The organism is Streptococcus oricebi (genome assembly GCF_017883985.1).
GTDB lineage: Bacteria > Bacillota > Bacilli > Lactobacillales > Streptococcaceae > Streptococcus > Streptococcus oricebi.
This window is the reverse complement of sequence record NZ_PRDG01000006.1, coordinates 66,324-87,917: the sequence shown is the minus strand read 5'-3', so window position 1 is coordinate 87,917 and position 21,594 is coordinate 66,324. Positions and strand designations below refer to the sequence as shown.

Sequence of the window (21,594 nt, the reverse complement as noted above, 5' to 3'; positions counted from 1 at the left end):
GCCCCCTATACGATACCTAGGCTCTTTTCGACTTGAGCCCGATCTACTGCATAAGATAGCAAGGTCCTCTGGTCAATGATATTGCGCCTAAAGAGTCCCATCAGCGAGGTATCCATGGTAATCATGCCCTGTTGCGCTCCGGTTTGAATCGGAGTCAAGAGCTGGTGGGTTTTTCCTTCCCGAATCAAGTTACGAATGGCTGGTGTACCAATCATGATTTCAAAGGCGGCCACCCGACCCTTACCATTGACGGTTCGCATCAGTTGCTGCGAAACAACTCCCTCGGTAACAGCTGATAGCTGTACCCGGATTTGCTCCTGCTGCTCTGCTGGGAAAACGTCGATAATCCGGTCCATGGTATTAACAGCTCCAACCGTATGGAGGGTCGAAAGCACCAAGTGACCTGTTTCTGCGGCTCGCAGGGCAATCTCAATCGTTTCCTTATCCCGCATTTCTCCGACTAGGATAATATCCGGGTCCTGACGCAGGGCTCCACGAAGAGCATTTCCAAAACTTTGAGTATCCGCTCCCAGTTCCCGCTGGTTGACCAAGCACTTGTTATGCGTATGCATGTACTCGATCGGATCCTCAATGGTGATGATGTGTTCATCCCGAAAACTATTCATATAGTTAATCATGGTAGCCAAGGTCGTTGACTTTCCGCTACCAGTTGGACCAGTAACCAAGATCAAGCCCCGACGTTTTTCCGCTAATTTACGGATAATCGGTGGCAGACCGAGCGACTCCATGGTTGGAATCTCTCTCGGAATGACCCGCAAGGCAATCCCACAATTATTTTTTTGCTTAAAGATGTTGACCCGCAAGCGGTAACCATTGTCCACCTCGTGGGCACAGTCGACTTCACCGACTTCTAGGAGGTGGCTGACCTGCTTGTCATTCAAAATCTCCTTGGTAAAGCGGACCGTGTCCTCATTGCTTAAAATGGTATCCGTAATCGGCATGAGCTTCCCATGCAGACGCATGGTCGGCTCAGCCCCCACTGTAAAGTGGATATCCGAAGCCCCCGCTTCGATGGCTTGCTTGATTAACTCATCCAAATTCATCCTAAACTTCCCCTTCTAAACTGAAGGCAATCTTCATTGCTTCTTCAATCGTTGTAATCCCCTGCTTGGCAACATCAATCGCCTCTTCAGCCAAGTCTCTCATGCCGTTTTGACGGGCACGTTCCCTAATATCTGCGGTTGTACCGCCTTGGTTGATTAAGGCTTTGATTTCTTTCGTTACTGCCATAATTTCATGGATAGCAATCCGTCCATAGTAGCCTGTTCCGCTACAATAGTTACAGCCCACTCCATGATACAGAGTATCTCCCTTATGAATGCCGACTCCGGCATATTGGTCGCTTGTGACTTCGACAGGCGTCTTACACTTGGGACAAATTCGCTTAATCAGACGTTGAGCGATAATCCCAACAGTCGCAGTCGATACTAGATAAGGCTTGATGCCCATATCGACCAGACGGTTTACTGTACTGGCGGTGTCGTTGGTATGGATTGTTGATAGAACGACGTGTCCAGTAATCGCCGCACGAACCGCGATACTTGCCGTCTCTTCATCACGAATCTCTCCCAAAAGAACGATGTCTGGGTCTTGCCGCAGGATACTCCTAAGTCCGCTGGCAAAGGTCAGGCCGGCTTTGGTGTTCACCTGTACTTGGTTGACACCTTCGAGACGGTACTCTACCGGATCCTCAACGGTAATGATATTCTTACCGACATCATTTAATTCACGAAGCGCTGTATAAAGCGTGGTTGTCTTCCCGCTACCAGTCGGTCCTGTCAGAAGGATAATTCCTTCTGGCGCCTTTAAGATCTCATCAAAAATCTTCTCATTGGCTGGCGAGAAACCAAGCTGTTCCTTGCTCAAAAGCGTCGCGTTCCGATTCAAAATCCGGATAACAATCTTCTCCCCAAAGACTGTCGGAAGCACTGATACCCGCATGTCGACCTCACGACCATCAATGGTCGTTTCGATCCGTCCATCCTGAGGAATCCGTCTTTCCGCGATATCCAAGCCACTCATAATCTTAATCCGCGTTGCAATAGCCGAATGGGCACTGGCCTTGAGTTGCATATTTTCAACCAAGGTTCCGTCAATCCGGAAACGCACGCGCACGACCTTTTCAAATGGCTCGATATGAATATCACTAACCCGGGTCTTGATAGCTTGGCTGACAATCGAGTCAATCAAGCGGACAACCGGCGCATTTTTGATAGCTAGGTCTTCTTCAACTTCTTCGATTTCGGTTTCAAAACCTTCAATCTCAGTTGCTGCCTGTTTAGCAGCATCCTCCTGCGAATAATACTGATCGATATACTTCTCAATATCATCCCGAAAGGTTACATAAGGTACTACACTCATCTTAGAGACGATTTTAACATCATCCAAGGCGATGTAGTTGCTAGGATCCGCCATTGCAACAATCAATTTTGGCTCCTCGTCCTCTGTAAAGGAAATAGGAATCAACGCGTGCTGTCTAGCAACCCTTTCAGAAACCTTTTGAACGGCTTCTGTGTTGATTGTAAATTGTGATAGGTTGACATACTGGGTACGATAGTAATAACTCATAACCTTGAGCATGTCAGTCTCATTCACATAGCCCTTGCTGATTACATATCTTTCTAATGGCAAATCCGACTGTGGCATGTTTTCCAGAATTTCTTCTTTTTGTTCTACCGTTACCAGGCGGGATTGTACCATGATAGCCATTAAATCCATCATTATCTCCCTTCTTAATCTCTCCCAAAGATTTTCCTGTAATTCAAACTTCTAATATGCTAGTAGTAAGATTTAATGCTAGTAAGATTTTACAGCTAGGATATACATTTTGTATTCCCTAAAAATTTTTAAGTTTTCTTTAAGTTAGATTTTCTACACTTAAAGCGCAGGATTTCTACAAACAAGATAGAAATGGATAGTTTTGTTGCTATTATTTCGTCAGCTTGTAAGTAAAATGTTGATTCCTGTGCATTTTTCTTTTCACTTCTTCACTATGAGTTGTGAATCGCCTTGAAACGTATGAGTTACAAGAGCGCAAAAAAGATGTTGTTGAACAGACTAAGTCAACGATTCTTACTTACATGCGATCTAGTTTGAAGCTAAATCCTCATCAAAACCTTATGATACAGTATGAATTTATGTACTGTTTTCGATTTTTTTCTGTATCACAAGGCCCCTGACCATCACAGAACTATGTCCTTCGTTTTGTGGTGGTTTATTTTTTATCGGTATGCATACGATAGTTGGAAAATGTTTATTCCAAACAGTGTCCTAAGCTGTCCAGCCACTTTCCACTATCTAGTATATGTTAAATCTCCCCCCCTGTCAATATAAATGTACTCAAATAAGCCTCTAAAAGCCTCTAAAAATGTTCAATTTTTCCCATGTGTCCATTTTTAACATACTTTTAACAAAAGACGGCCAAAATCCCAGCCCTATAAGAATTGTCAGACTTTTGCCACTATAAAGACTTGTCAGAATAAGGCCCCCATGCCCCCTTGAGCAAGTCCCAGCCCCGCCAAAGCTGGCCAGCCTGTCCTTATCTAGAAGCTAGATGAGGGCGAGCTGGTTTTTCTTCCTATTATATAGGAAGGCAAAAGATCTTTTAAGCCCGTCCGCCGATTAACCGAGCCCGCCCCTTTTGATAAAGTCGGACCAATAGGATAGTTCCTTGAACAGCTTATCAGACTTTACTAAAATAATAGTATATAATAGAAGAAAAGCTCCTAAATCCTGCTCTCTGAAATCCTAGCTGAAACATACTGAGAAAGCAGTATTTAAAAGTGAAAGCAAGCAAAAACTGACCGGAAACTTCCAGTCAGTTTTTCTTTCTGCTAGTCACATCAGACATTTTCCCAAGTGGCTAGGTCGTCAAGCAGCCCTTTTTTGGCAATCTTTGAAACATGACGATTGCCCGCAACATAAAAACAAAGTGGCTCACTCCGCCATTTATCCCTACAGGTCACACCGATACGCGGACGTCTGCTAATCTGCCCAGGTTTCCTCCCCGCCCGTATTTGTAAGCGCGACTTTATCAGCTCATCTCCATTGAAAACCTTGTCTATACCTGCCCAGCGTGTCAGCTTTCCTGGTCCATTGGCTAGGACTTGACCGTTTGGCAACTCTAGGGCGCGAATCAAGACTGCCTCTGCCCTATTTTCAGGCTTGGTGACCAGGTTGAGCATCTGATGTCCGTAGATTTGATAGACATACCAATGCCCCGCCGCCAAGTACATGGCTTCGTTTTTAGGCGTCCTACGACCACTAGCGCTGTGGCAGGCACTGTCTTCCTTACCCAAGTAAGCCTCCGTTTCCACAATCCAACCCAAAAGCTCTCCGTCCAGCCAAAGCTCCATGCCTAGCAGAGCCTCCGCCGTCGCCACCGTATCCGTCATCATCAGACGCTGAAATTCCTTTGTTAGCATAGGATTATTATAACATAAAATTAACTTTTTCTGCTAAGACTCTAAATCTCTAGTCCTGTTCCCATTGATTTACTTCTAATAGTAATGAGGTGAAGTTAAAATCAATTAAAGCAGCACAAAAACTTACAATATCTTGAAAACCCTTACCGTCTTTGTTACAATAAAACTAAAGCCCCTAGGAAAAAAGCCCCAGAAAGGACTACTAGCTATGACAAGACAAGAGATTAAACTGGTTATCAGTGATATTGACGGAACCATTCTCAACGACCAGCACCAGCTTAGCCCGGAGCTAAAGGAGCAGGTCGCCCGCTTACAGGAGAGAAAGATTCCCCTGGTCCTAGCCTCGGCCCGCTCGCCCTTGGGTATGGAGCCTCTAGCCAGAGAGCTAGGTCTAAAGCAAGAGCCCTTGGCCGCCTATAATGGCGCCCTCATCATCAAGGGAGATGCTGAGAATTATCAGGTTCTGGCAGAGCACCCCTTGGATAGGAAGGAACTGCAAAAAATGCTGACCCTCCTGCAGGAAGAATTTCCCGACCTGGCCATCAATCTCTACTCTGGCCTTGACTGGATCAGCAGCCAACTCAACCGCTGGGTCCAGCTAGAGGCCGAGATTACCGGTGAAAGCCCGCAAATCAAGGAGGACCTGCTAGACGGGCTTGACCAGCTGGGAGCCATCCACAAGATGCTCTTGATTGACGAGCCAGAGGTCATCGAAAAGGTCTATTCCTACTTAGAGGAGCAGGACTTTAAGGAGCTAGCCTGCTATCTCTCCAAGGCCAACTATCTGGAAATCACTGCTCGCCAGGTCTCTAAGGAATTAGCCCTGCGGGAAATCGCCAGCTACTATCAGCTGCCCCTGGAAGCTGTCATGGCAATCGGTGACAACTACAATGACCTCCCCATGATAAGGCTAGCCGGGCTGGGCCTGGCCATGGGCAATAGTCCCCAAGCAGTCAAGGAGGCTGCCCAGGCCAGCACCCTCAGCAATAACCAAAACGGTGTCGCCCTGGCCCTAGCCAAATACATCACAAAGAAAAAATAGGTCCTAGAACCTATTTTTATCTTTCTTTAAAAAGTTGAATCCAATCTCTTCTTTGATAGAGAATGCGTAAAACACTGACTACTTGCCCATCAAAAATATAAAAAACAAGATAGTGCCCAGTCGGCAACATCCTTACTCTTTCATTTTTAGGGAACTGTTTCCCAACTCGCTCAGACACATCTAGTCCCAAATCGGGAATAGAGGCTAGTTTTTTCAAAGATTGTTTGATATTGGCTAGCGTATTTTTAGCAGCTTGACTAGATAGAAAACGCCGACTAATATAACGATAAATGGCCGCCAAGTCCTCTTCAGCCTCTAAGGTGACTACTAGCTTATAAGCCATACTTTTCAAAGGCCTCATCAAGTTCTACTACTTGCCCCGTCTCATAGCTAGTATAGGCTGAAAGGATTTCCTCATAGAGGTCATCTACTAGTCGCTCATGCCTAGATTTTCCCTCTTCTAAGAGGACAGTTGGTACTTCTCCTTCAAGGGCAAGATATTCTAGCAAGCGATTAAAGAGGGTGCTCATATCCATTTGCTCGTCTCCCACCACCTTCTTGGCCTGAACCAACAGCTCCTTATTGGTCCGAAAAGTAAATTGAGAGTCTTTAGAAAGCCTAGTCATTTCCCTGCTCCTTTCTGCGTATATACAGTATATACAAAAAATCTATCTCCGTCAAATCCTAATCCCCTTCAACAATCAAAAGAAGGCGAAACCACCCTAACCAAACACAAAAAAATAGGTCCTAGAACCTATTTTTTAAAGTCCTTGATATCGCCACTGTATGTTGCCCAATCCTTGGCAAAGAAGCGATTATCAATCTGATAGGCAGGGGCAGGTCCAGACTTGGCCAGGAAGTTTTGAAGCTCCTGGTCAAAGGCCAGCCAACCATTCCAACCGATATGAATGGTATCGTGCATAAAGTGCTCTCGACCCCCATCCTTGGAGAAGTCAGCAATTTCATGGAAGCCCTGGCTCTCAAGCTGGTACTTAATCTTGGCTACTGCCTTTTGGTAGAGGTCAGCCCTAAGACCCGTATAGGCCATCCATTTTTCATTAACCGGAGGAATCACAAACAAGACCCTGGTTTTGGAGCTAGCAAACTGGTTGAGGACCAGCTGGAAATCGTTATACTCGGGCGATTGGACATAGGAGAGCTTTCTTTGGGCTCCCTTGAGCTTGTCAATCTTGGCCTTGAGACGACTATTATAAAAATGGTTGTCAATGCCTAAATGATTATTGGAAGTGTGCTTCTTGGCTTCCTTGCTAGCCAGCTCCATCAGCGCATCATAAGAGAAGGACTGGGGGAGCTTGTCTAGCTTAGGCGCAATAAAGCGGTCATAATTTTCATTATAACTTCCGGTCAAGCCATTAAAGAGGGCCTCCTCCCGCTGGTTAATCCGGCTGGTCAAGCCCAGATAGGTCTGGTCTAGACTAGAGAAGGGCTGCTTTTGGGCCACCTTCTTGACCAAATCAGCCATGGCTACATTGGGATAGATGTCCAAGAGGCGCCGGGCGGCATACTGGTCGACCTGGCTATAATTTTGCTGGGTCAAAAAGCTGGTCAGCTGGTCGCTATTAAAATACTGCTGGAAGGCGCTGGGATCTGCTCCCCGCTTGGTAAACCACTGGGGCGAGACCACATAGACAGCAGTTTTTTGCTCCAGTTGGGGCAGGATTTGCTGCATACCATAGTACTGGGTCAGAGAGGCCGCCCCCCTTTGCCCTAGAAAATAGGGTCGATAGGGTCTCTGGTAGGCCTCGGCCAAAACCGCCGGGTGCATGCTATCAAAGCGCAGCCATTCACTGGAACCAAAGAAAGGAATAAAGGGGTGGTCGGGGTCTGTCAAGGCCCGCACCTTCTGGGTCCGACTCTTGAAGCTCTCTGCTGTCAAGGTGACCGCGGCCCGCTTTTCCTCCTCAAACTGATGCTTGCCATAGTTGACTGGATAAAAGAGGAGTAGGGCCAAAACCATTAAAAAGGCGCAGAAAACAGGCCCCAAAATCAGCCATAAACGCTTAAGCATTGCGTAACTCCGTTACCCCTTCAACAATCTTATTGGCTGTATTCCAGTCATCACGACCAAACTCAGATACTGGGACATGAATATCAAAGCGAGACTCTAGCTCGACAATGAGCTCAACTGTTCCCATGCTGTCTAAAACGCCAGCATCAAAGAGGTCCTCGTCCATCATGCCTGATACGTCCTCCATAAAGAGGTCATCAATAATTTCTATTACTTCTTGTTTAATATCCATTTTCTATATTCTCCTATTTCTTAAACCATAGTTCATTTAAAAATCCTGAAAAGATTAAAAATGAAAGCATAACTGCATGAAAGGTGATGAAAATGCCCAGGGCCTGGGTCCAACGATTGTCTGCCAGGGCTGGGAGATTCTTGGCCTTTCTCTCCTTATTCAGGGTCTTTTTCTTGCGAAGCCAGGCGTCATTGACGATTAGACCCAGACCATGAAAGAGGCCGTAAGCGACATAGTACCAAGTCACCCCATGCCAAAAGCCCATCAAGAGCATATTGACCAGATAGGCCACAGCCGAGGTCACATTGCGGTTTTTAAAGACTTTATTACGCATAAAGACCATGACAAGCCGCATAAAGACGAAGTCTCTAAACCAGAAGGACAGGCTCATGTGCCAGCGATTCCAAAACTCCTTTAAATCACGAGATAAAAAGGGTTTGTCAAAGTTGACCGGGCTCTTAATTCCCATCAGATAGGACAGGGCCAGGGCAAACATGGAGTAGCCGGCAAAGTCAAAGAAGAGGTCCAGGCCAAAGGCGTACATGACACCCAGGGTTGCCAGGTTAAAGAAGCCTCCGCTTTGTAGGGCTAATTGCTTGAGAGGGGGCAGGAGCATGCTGCCAAAAATGTGGGCCAAGACAAACTTATAGAGAAAGCCCAGCATGATGTAGTGAACGACCTTTTCCAGCATATCCAGGAGCTGGTTGCGGTCAGGAATGTTTTCATAATCCTCATTGAAACGCTTGAAACGGTCAATCGGTCCACTTGAAAAGGTTGGCATAAAGAGCAGGAATCGGTAAAATTCCCAGGCGCTAAAGTCCTTTAAGACGCCATCTCGCATCTCCATAATCATGGCCACCGTCCGAAAGCTTAGATAGGAAATTCCCAAAAAGCCTAGCGGAGACTGGCGGTGAGTCTGGAGGGCCGGGGTCAGCTTGACAATGACCAAGGGTAGGACTGCCAAAAAGACATAGAGGTAGAAGACCCACTTATTGTCCCTGTGGCGGCGGTAAAAGCGGTAGCTAAAGATGAGCAGGCTCTGCCAGACCACATAAAAGATTAGGGCATAGACCTGGGTCAGCTCTGGCCCCGTCAGCATAAAGATGATAAAGGCTAGGCTGATCAGAATCTCATAGAGGGCAAAGCGCTTTTTGAAAAAGAGACCGATATAGATCGGCAAAACCGCCAGAATGATGTAGACAAAATACTGGGGATTGCCGTAGGGCTCTAAGTGAGGGAACTGTTTGAGAAAATCAATCATCGGTTATTAACCTCAGCAATCAAGTGCTTGATGTCAATCTTACCATTAGGAGTTAAGGGTAGGGACTCCCGGTAGATAAACTTGGACGGCATCATATAAGACATCATGATGTCCTCTAAGTCCTGCTTAATGGCCTTGGTCAAGTCGATCTCTCGCTCAAACTGCTCTCTGACGCCCTCTTTCAAGACCAGGTAGGCCAAAAGGTTTTGTACCTTGTGGTCTTTATTGTAGCGGGGTACCGCTACGGCTGACTTGATGTACTGGGACTTATTGAGATTTTGAGAAACATCCTCTAGCTCAATCCGAAAACCATTAAACTTAATCTGGAAGTCCATGCGACCACCATAAAGCAGGAGTCCCTCATCGGTCATAGAGCCAATATCTCCTGTATGGTAGGCCGGTAGACCCTCAAACTCAAAGAAGGCTTCCCGGGTTTTTTCTGGATTGTTCATATAGCCCTTGGAAACCGCTGGACCGGTCACGATAATCTCTCCCTGCTGGCCATGAGGTAGAATCTGTCCTTCCTCATCAATGATAAAGGTCGGTGAATCCTCCTTGGTATAGCCGATAGGAAGGCGGGCCAAATCGGTCAACATCTGCTCGGTAATAGCTACCGCCGAGAGGGCAACGGTGGCCTCGGTCGGACCATAGGCATTGACAATGCGAGCCTCAGGGAAACGCTCCCTTAATTTTTTAGCTGTCTTGACTGTCAACTCTTCCCCATCAAAGTAAAAATGGGTCAACTGGGGCATTTTCTCTGCCGAGAAGTCCTCAGACAGCATGGCCATATCGACAAAAGAGGGGGTCGAGGTCCAGATAGCAATTGGTAGGTCTAAAATAGTGCTAAAGAGCTGCTTGAAGTCCTGGGCCAGACTGCTAGGCAGGGCAAAGAGGGTCCCACCCAAGGCCAGGGTCGGTGCCCAATACATGACCGATAGGTCAAAAGAATAGGGCGGTTGGGCCAACATCTGGGGTCTGGCTGGAGTCGCAAACTCTGGGTCACTAATCATCCAGTTGGTAAAGCTCAGAAGATTCTCGTGTGAAATCTGAACCCCCTTGGGCTGGCCAGTCGTACCTGAGGTAAAGATAATATAGTAGTTATCGTCCCCCTTGACCGAGTGGGTCAGCTCATAAGCACTCTCTTTGGCAAAGGCAGCCTTTAGCGCAGTCAAATCTAGAACAGGACAGGAAAGCTCCAGCTCTGGCAGGGGTTGGATAGCGATAATCAGACTGGGCTGGGCTACTTGAATAATAGCTGACACGCGCTCCAGGGCTGAATGGCTATCAATAGGAATATAGGCATGGCCAGACTTGGTCAAGGCGACAAAGGTCGCTAGCATCTCATACTCCTGACCACCAAAGACGACAACTGGCGACTTGGCTGCTATAGCTAGACTGTCTAGCTGGGCTGCTAGGGAGTCGGAATCCCGCTTGAGCTGGCCGTAGCTGTGGACTTCTCCTAGGATATTATAAGCTGGATAATCCGGCTGGACCTGGGCGAAGTGCTCCAGGCTTTCAATCATATCGTTAATTTTTTTATTTGTCACATGAAGCTCCTAAAACTCATTGTAGATAAAGCCACCCTGGCCTTGACCAAGATAACTGAAGAAATAAAGTAAGGCCAAAAAGATGACAAAGTAAAGAAGGGTTTGCCATATAAATTTATAGAGTGTTTGATGTTTCTTCATCATTAATCCCATACCTCTTGAAAATATTCTACACTTTATTTCAAAAAAAATGAACTAAAAATCGTTTTCTGCCTAGCAAAAACTGTTTTAGTAGATTTTTTATAGATTTATCTCCCTCGAAAATGGAAAATAAATATACTCTATTCTACCATTTTATTAGCCTTTATTTCAATATAATAGGCAAAGAAAATCAAAACTAGGCCCAGTAAAAAGGGAGGAGAAGAATCATTGGGACCTTTTCCTTCCTTTTTTATTTCCTTGACAAAAAGTAAATATAGATTTATAATATATATAAATAAAACATATATAATTTTTTTTAGAAGAGGTAAGACCATGCACTTCCCCGTATCTGCGGTCTTGACTGAATTTTTAATCCTAGCCATCTTGGAAAGCAATGACTCCTATGGCTACGAAATCAGTCAGACCATTAAACTCCTTGCCAACATCAAGGAATCAACCCTATATCCCATTCTTAAGCGACTAGTACAAAGCGACTACTTGACCACCTATGACCAGGACTATAACGGCCGTAGGCGGAGGTACTACTCCCTAACAGCCAGTGGTCATAAGCAACTAGCCCTCCTTAAGGAAGAATGGAAACTCTATCAACAGACGATTGACGGCATCATAGAAGGGAGCATACGTCATGACAAGAACTGAATACCTAGCCCAATTAAATAAATACTTAAAACGCCTACCTGAAAAAGACTATCAGGAGGCCATGGACTACTTCAACGAATACTTTGAAGAAGCAGGTCCAGAAGGAGAAGCTGCGGTGATGGCCGATTTGGGCAGTCCCAAGGAAGCAGCCCATGAACTTCTGACCAATCTCCTCAACCGACGAATTGAGGAAGAAGGTCAGGAAGCCAAGAAGAACAGCGATACCCTAAAAATCGTTCTACTGACAATCTTTGCGGCCCCTATAGCGGCTCCCCTGGCTCTTGTCGCTATCGTCCTCCTCTTTGTTTTCTTTCTCCTCCTCTGCCTCTTACTAGCCACCCTCGCAGTTGGTTCTCTGGCCTTCTTGGTAACCGGCATCGGTACGATTTGGTCTAGCCTGACAACAGCCCTGGGCATTTCCCTCTCTACCTTCCTCATGGTCTTGGGGGTTGGAATTTTCTTCCTGGGCCTTGCTGGACTAATGTTTTTGGCAATCAAGCCAGCAGCCAACTTTATCAAATTTCTATTTCTCAGCCTAAGCTTGAAATTGACAAAGAGAGGTAACCAATATGACTAATTCAAAAAAAACTTGGGTTAAAAGCGCCCTTATCACCTGCCTTGTAGGCGTCGGTCTCTTTGCTGTCGGCGATTTGACCGGTGGTGTCGATCAGCTCAGAAATGCTGCCAACAAGATAGATGTCCAAAAGAAAGAAGAAACTTACGACCAGATCAACGATCTAGACGTCGACCTCAATAATCGTGATTTGATTATTGAAGATTCTGACGACCAAAAGGTCCACCTGACCTACTACGTTCAAAAGAAGAAAGAGAACAAAGTCTCAACCAGCCAAGAAGATGGCAAACTGACCATCAGGGAAAGGGGAGCAAATCAGCCACGCATAATCACTGGCTTTCACCTTGATCTTTTAAATCTTTTTCGGGACAATGCCCATGCAGAAAGAGCGGTCACCCTCCGTCTCCCCAAGGGAACTAGCCTGAAAAATCTGACAGTCTATAGTGATAACGGACCAGTGAGACTGGCAACCAGCGATAAGCTCCTGACACAAAAGCTGGACCTAAGTTTGGGCAATGGTGAGTTGACCCTTGATAATCTGGAGGCCCAAGAGTTCACTATTGATAATGACAATGGGGCTATTAGGGTTAAAAATAGCCAACTGCTGGCTGGTAATTTGGAATCCGATAATGGCGAAGTAGAGTTTAGGCAGACTAAAGTCGCCAACAGCAAGATAAGCCAGAGCAATGGAGCCCTCCGCACTAGCCAGCTGGAGCTAGACGGTAGCACCACCTTTGAAAATGACAATGGAAACATGGAGTTCAACCTGACTGCTGCTAGCTACCAGGACCTAGGCTTTAATCTTCGGTCCGATTTAGGTGGTATTAGCGTTCCTTCTGGGATTCAGGTCACAGAGGACTCATTAAAACAGACCGCCTTGCGGCAGACTGGCACTTCGGGCAAGACCCTCAATGCCTCCGCCAACAATGGTCACATCAGTCTAGTCCATGACTGATAGCTTATCATTAGAGGCCGAAAAGATTTCGGCCTCTAATTTTTTGGGGATAACTTCTAAATAGACTGACCTTGAGCTTTTTCTGCCACTTTTTGAGCCTCGCCTTTTGCTAGAAGTTCACCTTCTTTTGTCCGATCCTTGAGACCTGAGGGCTTTTAAGATTCTGAACTCAAAGCCTTTCTTGCCCTAAAAACTTGCTTTTAGAGCTAGTCTATATTATAATAAGGCAACTAAAGACAAGGAGGTCACTTATGGTGAAAACATTAAGCAAGGGCGACCATATTCGGGTATTGAGCCCTTCAAATTCCATTACTTCTATCGGTGGTTTCGAGGCCAATAGCGCTGCCAAGGAGCGCTTGGAAGAGCTAGGTTTCAGGTTATCTTTTTCTAAGAACTATGAGGAGAATGACTTGCTGGGTTCGGCCTCCATTTCAAGTCGGGTTGAGGATTTACATGAGGCCTTTTTGGACGATTCGGTCGATGCTATTCTCACCACTATCGGTGGCTTTAACTGCAATGAACTCCTGCCCTATCTGGACTACGATTTGATAAAGGCTCACCCCAAGATTTTATGTGGCTATTCCGATACAACGGCCCTGCTCAATGCCATTTATGCCAAAACAGGACTGCAAACCTATATGGGGCCTGCTTATTCTAGCTTTAAAATGGAAGCCTTACAGGATTACCAGACCCAAAGTTGGCTGCGGGCCGTAACCCAGACCAGCTATGACTTGGAGCCTAGTCAGAAATGGGGTTCCAATCCTTGGTATCTGCCAGATGCGGAGCTAACTTTCCAGGAGACCAAGTGGCAGGTCTACAATCACGGCCGAGCTTCTGCCACTGCCCTAGGCGGCAATCTCTCGACTTTCTCGCTCCTGCATGGCACGCCATTCGCTCCGCAGGATAAGAACTATATCCTTTTTGTAGAAAGTGCCGAAGAAGATGACTATATGGAATTTGACCGCAATCTTGCTGCCCTCTTACAGGCCTACCCTCAGCCCCAGGCTCTCCTTCTCGGCCGCTTTCCCAAGGAATGCCAGATGACCCAGGAAATCTTGCTCTATATTTTAGACAAGCACCCGCTACTCAAGCAAATTCCTGTTCTCTACGACTTGGACTTTGCCCACACGCAGCCACTTTTTACCATTACGATTGGAGCCCGAGTGAGCGTGGATACAGAAAGTCTAGCCATTCATTTTGAAGAATAAAAAACTCCCTTCGGGAGTTTTTCTTATTGTCTGCCGCCAGGACCACCGTTTCCGCCACCAGCTGGGCCTCCGCCCGGGCCGCCATTGCCGTTTTGAGTCGAGAGGCTAGCGGTCGCAGTAGTGGATTGGCCATCTACCTTAATCGTATAAGTCTCGCCATCTTTCAAATCAGCCGAACTAGCTAGGACAGACTGGAAGTTTTTAAGGGCTGTATAGCTAAGGACTTCTTTGCCTGATGAGTCTGTAATGCTAATCTTGGAACCTGCATTACCAGAGACATTGGCCAGGACAGAGGCCTGGGTCGAGCTAGAGCCAAAGCCCATGGCCATACCGCTACTACCGATAATCATGACCTGACCACCTGTAATACTTCCATTACCGTCATAGTCCAAGGCCCCATTGCCATTGTCGGTCGGACCGTCCACATAGACCTCACCGCCAGAAATCGTCAAGTCACCATTGGAGTCTAGTCCGTCTCCTTGGGCATTGACCTTGACTTTCCCACCGCTAATGGTGAGGCTGACACCAGCAGTGGCTTGGCCTGGCCCCTTGTCCTCACTACTAGAGCCATCGCTAGCATTGATACCGTCATCAGTAGAGGTCAAGTCCAGCTCTCCTCCGTTGATGGTAACAGTCTTACCTTCTAAAGCTTCTTGGCTCTTTTCAACCTTAATCGTTCCGCCATCAATCAGGGCTGCATTGGAAGCGTGCATACCGTCATCATCGGCCTTAATGGTAATCGTTCCAGACTGGATATATAAATTCCCAAGATTGGTATCATCATCATTGTCAGCATGGAGGGCATCCTCAGTCGCTGTCAAATCAAGACTGGCATCCTTGATATTGAGGGCATCATTAGCTGCTAGGGCATTCTTATAGCCCTTAATGGTGTAGGTTCCACCTGTAATCCGCAGGTCATCATTGGACTCAATGGCATTGCCATAATTGCCTTCAACCGTCAAGCTACCAGAGCCATTGAGGGTCAAGTCGTCCTTGGAATAAATAGCCGCATCATAGTCGGTATTCTTATGCTTGGCCGAGTCAGAAATGCTGTTTTTGCTGCCTTCAGCCAGGGTCAGGAAGGTCTTATCGGCAGACTCAACGACAATGCCTGCATCTGTCCCAGTCATGGTAACACCATTTAGTACGATTTGGACCTTATCTTGGTCGCCAGCCTTGACAAGGATTTGGACATTCTCGCTCTTCCCTGAAATAATATAGGTTCCTGCTGTGCTAATGGTCACTGTTGATCCATCGACACTGGCCCCATTACCAGAAGAAGTGGCGCTATTGTCCTTGAGTTCAATCTTGGTCGCCTTGCTCTCTTCATAGGAGGGATCGCTATCCCGATCGGTAAAATACTGGCTGGTGTCGGTCTTGGTCGCCGTCTGACTACTTTGACTCTTACTGCTACTACTAGTAGACTGCTTGCTAGTCTGACTACAAGCAGCCAGGGTCAGCGATAGAAGCGCCAAGGGAACTAGGAGTCTTACTTTGTTAAATTTCTTGCTTTCTTTCATGGAAAACCTCTTTCTTACAGTTCATTTTCTTTATTGATATAGCGACCCAGAGCAATTTCTAGATTGCCATTGCGCGTGCGTAGGGCGTCAATCAGCTCTTTTTCTGTCATACTACCGTTCATTTGAATGATATATTTAAGCTTAAATAGGCTCCCCATATCAGATGTTTTAACACTGGCCAATTCCTGATGCTGGGTGGCCTTTTGGAAAATATCATCAAAGAGATGCTCATAGTCCAGGCTCTCAGGGATGACAATAGTCAACTGACGCATGGACTGCTTCATCTGACCAAAATTTATCTTTTCTAGGATAAGCATAACCCCACACATAAGCAGGGCAAAAACTGTCGCAAAGACGAGATAGCCCATCCCAATAGCAATTCCGATAGTCATGGAGAGGAAAATAGCAATCAGCTCCTTGGCTCCACCCGGTGCCGATCGAAAGCGAATCAGGCTAAAGGCCCCCATCACAGCTACCCCAGCTCCTAGACTACCATTAACCAGGAAAATCACAATGGCAATCAGGCTAGGCAGGAGGGTCAGGCTCATGACAAATGATTGACTATAAACGGTCTTATACTGGTAGGCCTTGGCCAGGACCAGCCCCAAAACTAGGGCCACTCCGATAGCCGCTAGTAGCATGAGGGGTTCGACATCGGTCGAGGTAAAGACATCTTTAAATAGCTGATTGAACATGATTTACAACTCCTTTGTAAGCAGTGGTCTTCTTGTAGGCCACTCCGTATTTTGAAAATGATTTTGAAAATACCTGATGACGGTCTAAAATCCCCGTCAACCATAAGGGATAGGCCCCAGGAACCTTGATTTCCATAATGACATGATTGTCCGGCAGCAGGTTGTCGCCAAACCGTCCCTCTAAAAGACTGAGCTTATGGCTCCGATAGGTCACATCATGGTCAATGGTAATCCGAATATCTGCGTCCTCTCGCCCCTTCATGGAATAGCGATTGTAGTAGATATACATCTTGGGCTCAACCCCACGATAGCGCTTGGTCAGCCAGTCGATTTCCGAGCGAATCTGCGAGTCCGCAACTAGATCCTCGGCCCCAGCCAGATAGGCCTCGGCAGTCACCAAGTCTGTCGCAATCCGGCGCTTGTAGACAATCTTTCTGACCTTCTTTTTGATTTCCAAAAAGACCTGACTATTTTCAGCTGGAGTCGCATCATAGGTCCGCACCCGCAACTTCTCCTTGAAATAAGGCTTCTCCAAGGACTCCCGAATCATTTGAAAGTTAGGTGTATCGTAATAGAGATTACTAATGGTCGAATAAGCATGCTCATCTTCCACCATATAATCCTCAAATTCTGCTAGTAAAGCTGCTAATTTTTCCTTAGAAATCACATACTTGGTTTCAAATCGTTGAAATTTATCTTTAAAGGTTTTTTTGCCCATAATCTAGCTTCCTCTCTGACTTCTTCTTTATTTGCTATGTTATTTTACGGACCAAAGCTTAAAGGAAGGCTAAAAAAAACTTAAAGAAAACAAAATGCCCCTGTAATAAAGAGACATTCCATAGATAAAACTTAGAATTGCTGACTCTCCCCTTGGGCTAGAATGGCAAATCAAGGAAGAAAATCAGCCTTAAATATTAGTTTTGTCCAGCAGCAGAGCTACTAAAGCTAACCTTAGGTGCCTGATGAGCTCCCGAATCAGCCTTAAAGGTCTCAGCCTCCTTAAAACCGAATAAGTTGGCCACAAAGACCGTCGGGAAAGAGCGAATCTTCCGGTTATAAGTAGCTGCCTCCTTATTGTAGTCCTTCCGAGCAATTAAGATGCGATTTTCACTACCAGCAAGTTCAATCATCAACTGTTTGACATTTTCATCACTCTTTAGCTGAGGGTAATTTTCTGTCAATACCAAGAGTCGAGTAAGAGCAGAGCTCAATTCAGCTTGGGCTTCTTGACTTTCTTTAGAGGTGACTGAGCTAGACCCAATCTTGGTCCTAGCCTCAGAGATTTTGGTAAAAACCTCGGTCTCGTGATTCATCTGCCCCTTGACAGATTCCACCAAATTTCCAATCAAGTCTGACCGACGCTGTAAAGTTGTTTCCACATCAGCTTGAGCCTTTTCAAGCTGACTTTGCTCAGCAACCAAACCATTATAAGAAACCGTCACAGAACAAGCTCCCAAAAGCAAGAGAGCTCCTACTGCTACTAAGATGCTAATCATTAACTTATTTTTCATTTTTTCTCCTAGAATTTATTATCTTTCTACCAACTATCTGAGGAACCTCCGCCACCAAAGCCTCCTCCTGACCAGCCCTTTGAGCTCCAACCACTTGAACTTGATCTAGAGCGCGAGCTCGATGAACTGCTAGACCAGGAAGAACTTCTCCAAGAACTGCCTCCAGAATGATGATCATCATCATCTGACCCTTTACTTTTAACACCTAAAAGAAAGAGAAAGAAGAGAAACAAGATACCTAGACCAGGTGCAAGTTTCGAGAATTCTTCACTTAAGTCAGACTCACTAGAATGAGAGCTGCTGTGTTCTTCATAGATAGCGCGACTCATTGCAATGTCATCCAAATCTAAACTAGTTGAAACTTGACTTAATTCCCCATAAAATTGGTGATTAAGATTATTAGCAATGGACAGGACTCCGCCACTATAATCTCCCCGTCTAAAGAAGGGTCTAGCTGTCTGTAAAAATTGATAAGTTTCGTAGTCAGTAATCTTAGCGGCTACTGAATCAGAAGTTTCAATGCGAGACTTCCTGTCCTGGATAGAGACAGCTATCAAAACTCCGTTATTGTCCTCTGCATAACCAATATTCCAGGCTCTAGCTGTTTCATTAGCAACATTCTCAATCGTCTCACCTTTCAGGCTATCTACCACATAAACCCCGATTTGGAGCTTGCTTTCCTTGTTGCTATTAGCCTCATTCAGGATTTTAATCTGGTCAACAAGTTCTGTTGATAGATGGTTATCAGGGTCGTAAACTCCATTTGCTGGACGTTCAGGAGCCGTAAAAGCCGATAAGACCAGATAGATAAAAAATAGAATGCCAAATTTCAGCCAGATTTGAAAGCTAGGCAAATACTTCTTTTTCATCGCTACCTCCTTTATTCTGTCTAATTATAGCATGTTTTATACAAAAAAAATAGACTGAGTTTGAGATAAAATTTCCAAATTCAGTCTATTTATAGTGAAAGATAGCTAGTAAACTCTATCAAAGAGGAAAGGCAAAATCAACTTCTAGTAAATCTCAACTCTCCCCCTCTCATCTCCTAGCTTAAAGGGCCGAGCTTTCTTTCTCTGGTCGATAAGCCAGGGTCCCAAAGACGGTACAGAAGAGGAGGATAGTCAGCATAAAGACCACTTGACTGGTGATTTGTCCATTCATAGAGATGGTCTGGCGCAGGGCCGAAACCGAATAGCTCATCGGTAGCCAAGGATTGATTTTCTGGAAGATTGAGTCGGTCAGCTGGAGCGGATAAGTTCCCGCACTAGAAGCCAACTGCAAGAGTAAGAGGATTAGGGCCAGAAAGGCTCCAATCTTATTATCCAGGGTCACCAAGGCCGTAACCAAAGCCATAAAGGTCAGACTGGCCAAGACAATCAGACCCAGGGTGGCTAGCTCATGGTTGGCAGTCAGGCCAATCAGATGGACCGCTCCATAGACCAAGAGACCTGCCAAAAGGGCGATTAGACCATTGACCTGCAGGCGGGCCCGGAGCCAATCCTTGCGGGTTTGAGGTTTGCGACCAGACGGCAAACCCGCAAAGATGACATTGGTCGAGATGGCAGCCACAAAGAGGGCCACAGAAATCATATAAGGAGCCATGGCAATTCCATTTGCCCCTACATGGTCATTGTCTGTCTTGCTGAGGGCCAAGGGATCAGATAGGGCTAGGGCATTGCTATTATCTGTATTTAAGAGGGAGAGTTGGCCATTGGCATTGGTCAAACCACTGGTTAAACTATCCGCCCCATTGGTCAGGCTGGCTAGGTTGCCAGTTAGACTGAGGCCTCCATCAGCCAGCTGGCCAGAACCATCAGCGATTTGTCCTGCTCCACTGGCTAATTTATTAGCTCCTGCCAAGAGTTCAGGTGATTTGCTAGTGAGTTGACCGCTACCGTCTACTAACTTGCTAGCGCCAGATGTCAACTGGGCATTCTTGGCAGCCAAAGTATTACCACCGGCTTCAAGCTGGCCTAGAGCCGCTAGTAGGGTGGAATTTTTAGAAGCTAGGCTGGCTGCCGCTGCGTCTAGTTGGCTCATTCCTGTATTGAGGGGGTCCTTGGCTGTTGCTAGCTGGGCTGCACCCCGGTTAATTGTAGCTAGACCTTCTGTATAGTTAGTTAGGCCGCTTGCTAATTGGTTATTGCCGTTAGCTAGCTGACCTTGGAAGGCTGCTAGATTGGCTGCAAATTGACCCGCACTGACCGTTAGGGTCTGTAAATTGCTGGTTAAATCACTCGTCTGACCCTGAGCTTCTGTCAGCGAAGTTCCTAAAGCTACACTCGCCTGGTCCAAGACCGACAAATCTGCTTGGGCTGGACTGACGCCTGCAGCTGGCGCTGCTAGACTAGCTAGTTGATTTTTCATAGCCTGGACTTGTTCCAGTAAACTTTGGGCAGCAGCCTCAGACTGGCTGGGACTTTGGCTAATAGCCGCACTAATTTCTGCTTGCTTGTCTGGCGCTAGCTCTTGATAGGCTGCCGTCGCTGCTACGCTGCTCTGAATAGTTGCCTTATCGCTAGCTGCACTGTTGGCTAGGCTACTAGCTGCGCTTTCCATGGTAGCCAGACTAGCCTCAAGACCGGTCACATCGGGCTGACCCGCTGGCGCTTGAGGGCTAGTTTCTAGGCTGGCCTTGAGGTTGGTCAAAGCAGTCTGCAAGGTTTGGATTTCCTGCACCTTTTCAGGACTAGGTCCGGACTGGCTCACGGTAGCAGCTAAATCACCCAAGCTCGAAGCCAGTTGATTGCTAGCTGTATTTAACTGTTGTAGGCCACTATCACTAGCACTGGCTAGTTGCCTGCTACCAGCCAAGAGATTGGAGGACTGGTTATTGAGGCTAGTCAGTCCATCTGAAAGGCTTCCTACCTTTTGACCGTAATTGGCTAACTGGCTAGAAAAAGTCGTCGTCCCAGCCGATAACTTGTCAACCCCTTGAGTATAGAGAGTCAGCCCTGGTGAAAATTGGTTGAGTCCCCCTGAAAGCTGGCTAACGCCTCCCGTATAGGCAGTTAAACCAAGATTCAAGCTATTGATACCTTCGTGCAGTTTGGCCACTCCATTTACATAGCTAGAAAGGCCGACATTCAGACTATCTGCCCCGCTAGCAAAGGTCAGACTGGACTTGGACAGGGTCTGGAGGTTATTGGTCAAATTCTGACTACCAGAGGTTAATTTTTGCCCTCCAGCTGCAATTTTTTGACTCCCATCAGCCGCTGTCGATAGACCGCTCTTTAAACTATCCATATTTTTAAAGAGAGCACTGGTATAGGTTGCTGTGATATTTCGAGCAACATTTTGCTTGAGACTGGCCATGGCCGAGTCGCTCATCTTGCTAGCAATGAAGCTATGCCCACTTGAGGTTTGGTAGTCAATGGTCGTCTGCTGGGGCTGGTCGGTCAAAATGCTGGCCGCCTTTTCTGACAGATCGCTAGGCAGGGTGACTACCATATAATAGGTTCCCTTATCAAGGCCTTCCTTGGCCTCGTTTTCACTTACAAAGTGAAAGTCCAACTGGTCATTCTTTTCTAGGCTCTTTACTAGATCCTTACCGATTGATAGGGTCTTGCCATTAAAGCTGGCCTGCTGGTCCTTGTTGACCACAGCCACTGGCAGATTAGAAACCTTTTCATAGGGGTTCCACATGGAACTCAAAAAGATGACATTATAAAGGGCTGGAATCAATGAAACTCCCAATATGACAATGATAAAAGCAGGTTTTTTTAAAATTGCCTTCCATTCTTTAAACATTTTTTCTCCTTTTTTGAACATTTG

The 21,594-nt window shown here is 46.3% G+C and carries 21 protein-coding genes; 5 read left to right on the top strand and 16 right to left on the bottom strand.

The features are described 5' to 3' along the window. Positions 1–5 precede the first annotated feature (5 nt). The 3 genes from C4K46_RS09555 to C4K46_RS09545 form a co-directional block, all read right to left on the bottom strand. A complete protein-coding gene (locus C4K46_RS09555; protein WP_209628932.1) occupies positions 6–1,064 on the bottom strand; it encodes a type IV pilus twitching motility protein PilT in 1,059 nt (352 codons plus the stop codon). Position 1,065: 1 nt separating this feature from the next. Continuing rightward, on the bottom strand, positions 1,066–2,739 hold the full coding sequence (locus C4K46_RS09550) for a GspE/PulE family protein (protein ID WP_209629078.1): 1,674 nt from the start codon (positions 2,737–2,739) through the stop codon (positions 1,066–1,068). Positions 2,740–3,863: 1,124 nt separating this feature from the next. Then, complete coding sequence (locus C4K46_RS09545; protein WP_209628930.1) at positions 3,864–4,445, bottom strand: DNA-3-methyladenine glycosylase; 582 nt, start codon at positions 4,443–4,445, stop codon at positions 3,864–3,866. Positions 4,446–4,653: 208 nt separating this feature from the next. On the opposite strand from C4K46_RS09545, the gene C4K46_RS09540 reads away from it, so the two are divergent. Beyond that, on the top strand, positions 4,654–5,487 hold the full coding sequence (locus C4K46_RS09540) for a Cof-type HAD-IIB family hydrolase (RefSeq protein WP_209628928.1): 834 nt from the start codon (positions 4,654–4,656) through the stop codon (positions 5,485–5,487). A 16-nt stretch (positions 5,488–5,503) separates the two neighbouring features. Here C4K46_RS09540 and C4K46_RS09535 read toward each other — a convergent pair whose 3' ends face one another. The 7 genes from C4K46_RS09535 to C4K46_RS09505 form a co-directional block, all read right to left on the bottom strand. Continuing rightward, positions 5,504–5,830: a type II toxin-antitoxin system RelE/ParE family toxin gene (locus C4K46_RS09535; RefSeq protein ID WP_209628926.1), complete on the bottom strand. Its 327-nt coding sequence runs from the start codon at positions 5,828–5,830 to the stop codon at positions 5,504–5,506. Next, positions 5,820–6,113 carry a type II toxin-antitoxin system RelB/ParD family antitoxin gene (gene relB, locus C4K46_RS09530; RefSeq protein WP_209628924.1) on the bottom strand — a complete coding sequence of 98 codons (294 nt, stop codon included), beginning with the start codon at positions 6,111–6,113 and terminating at the stop codon, positions 5,820–5,822. The genes C4K46_RS09535 and relB overlap by 11 nt, the downstream gene beginning before the upstream one ends. Before the next feature lie 128 nt (positions 6,114–6,241). Then, positions 6,242–7,516, bottom strand: a complete 1,275-nt coding sequence (gene dltD, locus C4K46_RS09525; protein WP_209628922.1) for a D-alanyl-lipoteichoic acid biosynthesis protein DltD — start codon at positions 7,514–7,516, stop codon at positions 6,242–6,244. Continuing rightward, positions 7,509–7,748: a D-alanine--poly(phosphoribitol) ligase subunit DltC gene (gene dltC, locus C4K46_RS09520; protein WP_209628920.1), complete on the bottom strand. Its 240-nt coding sequence runs from the start codon at positions 7,746–7,748 to the stop codon at positions 7,509–7,511. The genes dltD and dltC overlap by 8 nt, the downstream gene beginning before the upstream one ends. A 13-nt stretch (positions 7,749–7,761) precedes the next feature. After that, complete coding sequence (gene dltB / locus C4K46_RS09515) at positions 7,762–9,009, bottom strand: D-alanyl-lipoteichoic acid biosynthesis protein DltB (protein ID WP_209628918.1); 1,248 nt, start codon at positions 9,007–9,009, stop codon at positions 7,762–7,764. Next, on the bottom strand, positions 9,006–10,556 hold the full coding sequence (gene dltA, locus C4K46_RS09510; protein ID WP_209628916.1) for a D-alanine--poly(phosphoribitol) ligase subunit DltA: 1,551 nt from the start codon (positions 10,554–10,556) through the stop codon (positions 9,006–9,008). The genes dltB and dltA overlap by 4 nt, the downstream gene beginning before the upstream one ends. A gap of 9 nt (positions 10,557–10,565) precedes the next feature. After that, positions 10,566–10,697 carry a teichoic acid D-Ala incorporation-associated protein DltX gene (locus C4K46_RS09505; RefSeq protein WP_209629076.1) on the bottom strand — a complete coding sequence of 44 codons (132 nt, stop codon included), beginning with the start codon at positions 10,695–10,697 and terminating at the stop codon, positions 10,566–10,568. A 333-nt stretch (positions 10,698–11,030) separates the two neighbouring features. On the opposite strand from C4K46_RS09505, the gene C4K46_RS09500 reads away from it, so the two are divergent. The 4 genes from C4K46_RS09500 to C4K46_RS09485 all read left to right on the top strand — a co-directional run bounded on the left by C4K46_RS09500 (position 11,031) and on the right by C4K46_RS09485 (position 14,094). Beyond that, entirely contained in the window at positions 11,031–11,357 is a 327-nt protein-coding gene (locus C4K46_RS09500) for a PadR family transcriptional regulator (protein WP_209628913.1), read from the top strand. Beyond that, complete coding sequence (locus C4K46_RS09495) at positions 11,344–11,934, top strand: DUF1700 domain-containing protein (RefSeq protein ID WP_209628911.1); 591 nt, start codon at positions 11,344–11,346, stop codon at positions 11,932–11,934. Before C4K46_RS09500 ends, C4K46_RS09495 begins: the two co-directional genes overlap by 14 nt. After that, positions 11,927–12,886: a DUF4097 family beta strand repeat-containing protein gene (locus C4K46_RS09490; protein ID WP_209628909.1), complete on the top strand. Its 960-nt coding sequence runs from the start codon at positions 11,927–11,929 to the stop codon at positions 12,884–12,886. The genes C4K46_RS09495 and C4K46_RS09490 overlap by 8 nt, the downstream gene beginning before the upstream one ends. 254 nt (positions 12,887–13,140) lie before the next feature. Continuing rightward, complete coding sequence (locus C4K46_RS09485) at positions 13,141–14,094, top strand: S66 family peptidase (protein WP_209629074.1); 954 nt, start codon at positions 13,141–13,143, stop codon at positions 14,092–14,094. A gap of 23 nt (positions 14,095–14,117) precedes the next feature. Here C4K46_RS09485 and C4K46_RS09480 read toward each other — a convergent pair whose 3' ends face one another. From C4K46_RS09480 to C4K46_RS09455, 6 genes are all read right to left on the bottom strand, one after another. After that, positions 14,118–15,614 (bottom strand): carbohydrate-binding domain-containing protein, encoded by a 1,497-nt coding sequence (locus tag C4K46_RS09480; protein WP_209628907.1) that lies wholly within the window; start codon positions 15,612–15,614, stop codon positions 14,118–14,120. Between the two features lie 14 nt (positions 15,615–15,628). Further along, positions 15,629–16,309, bottom strand: coding sequence for a DUF4956 domain-containing protein (locus C4K46_RS09475; protein ID WP_209628905.1), 681 nt, complete (start codon positions 16,307–16,309; stop codon positions 15,629–15,631). After that, positions 16,290–17,027: a polyphosphate polymerase domain-containing protein gene (locus C4K46_RS09470; protein WP_209628903.1), complete on the bottom strand. Its 738-nt coding sequence runs from the start codon at positions 17,025–17,027 to the stop codon at positions 16,290–16,292. Before C4K46_RS09470 ends, C4K46_RS09475 begins: the two co-directional genes overlap by 20 nt. 196 nt (positions 17,028–17,223) lie before the next feature. Beyond that, positions 17,224–17,820 (bottom strand): LemA family protein, encoded by a 597-nt coding sequence (locus tag C4K46_RS09465; protein WP_209628901.1) that lies wholly within the window; start codon positions 17,818–17,820, stop codon positions 17,224–17,226. Positions 17,821–17,846: 26 nt separating this feature from the next. Then, a complete protein-coding gene (locus C4K46_RS09460; RefSeq protein WP_209628899.1) occupies positions 17,847–18,689 on the bottom strand; it encodes a TPM domain-containing protein in 843 nt (280 codons plus the stop codon). Positions 18,690–18,870: 181 nt separating this feature from the next. Then, positions 18,871–21,570: a YhgE/Pip domain-containing protein gene (locus C4K46_RS09455; protein ID WP_209628897.1), complete on the bottom strand. Its 2,700-nt coding sequence runs from the start codon at positions 21,568–21,570 to the stop codon at positions 18,871–18,873. Positions 21,571–21,594: the final 24 nt, after the last annotated feature.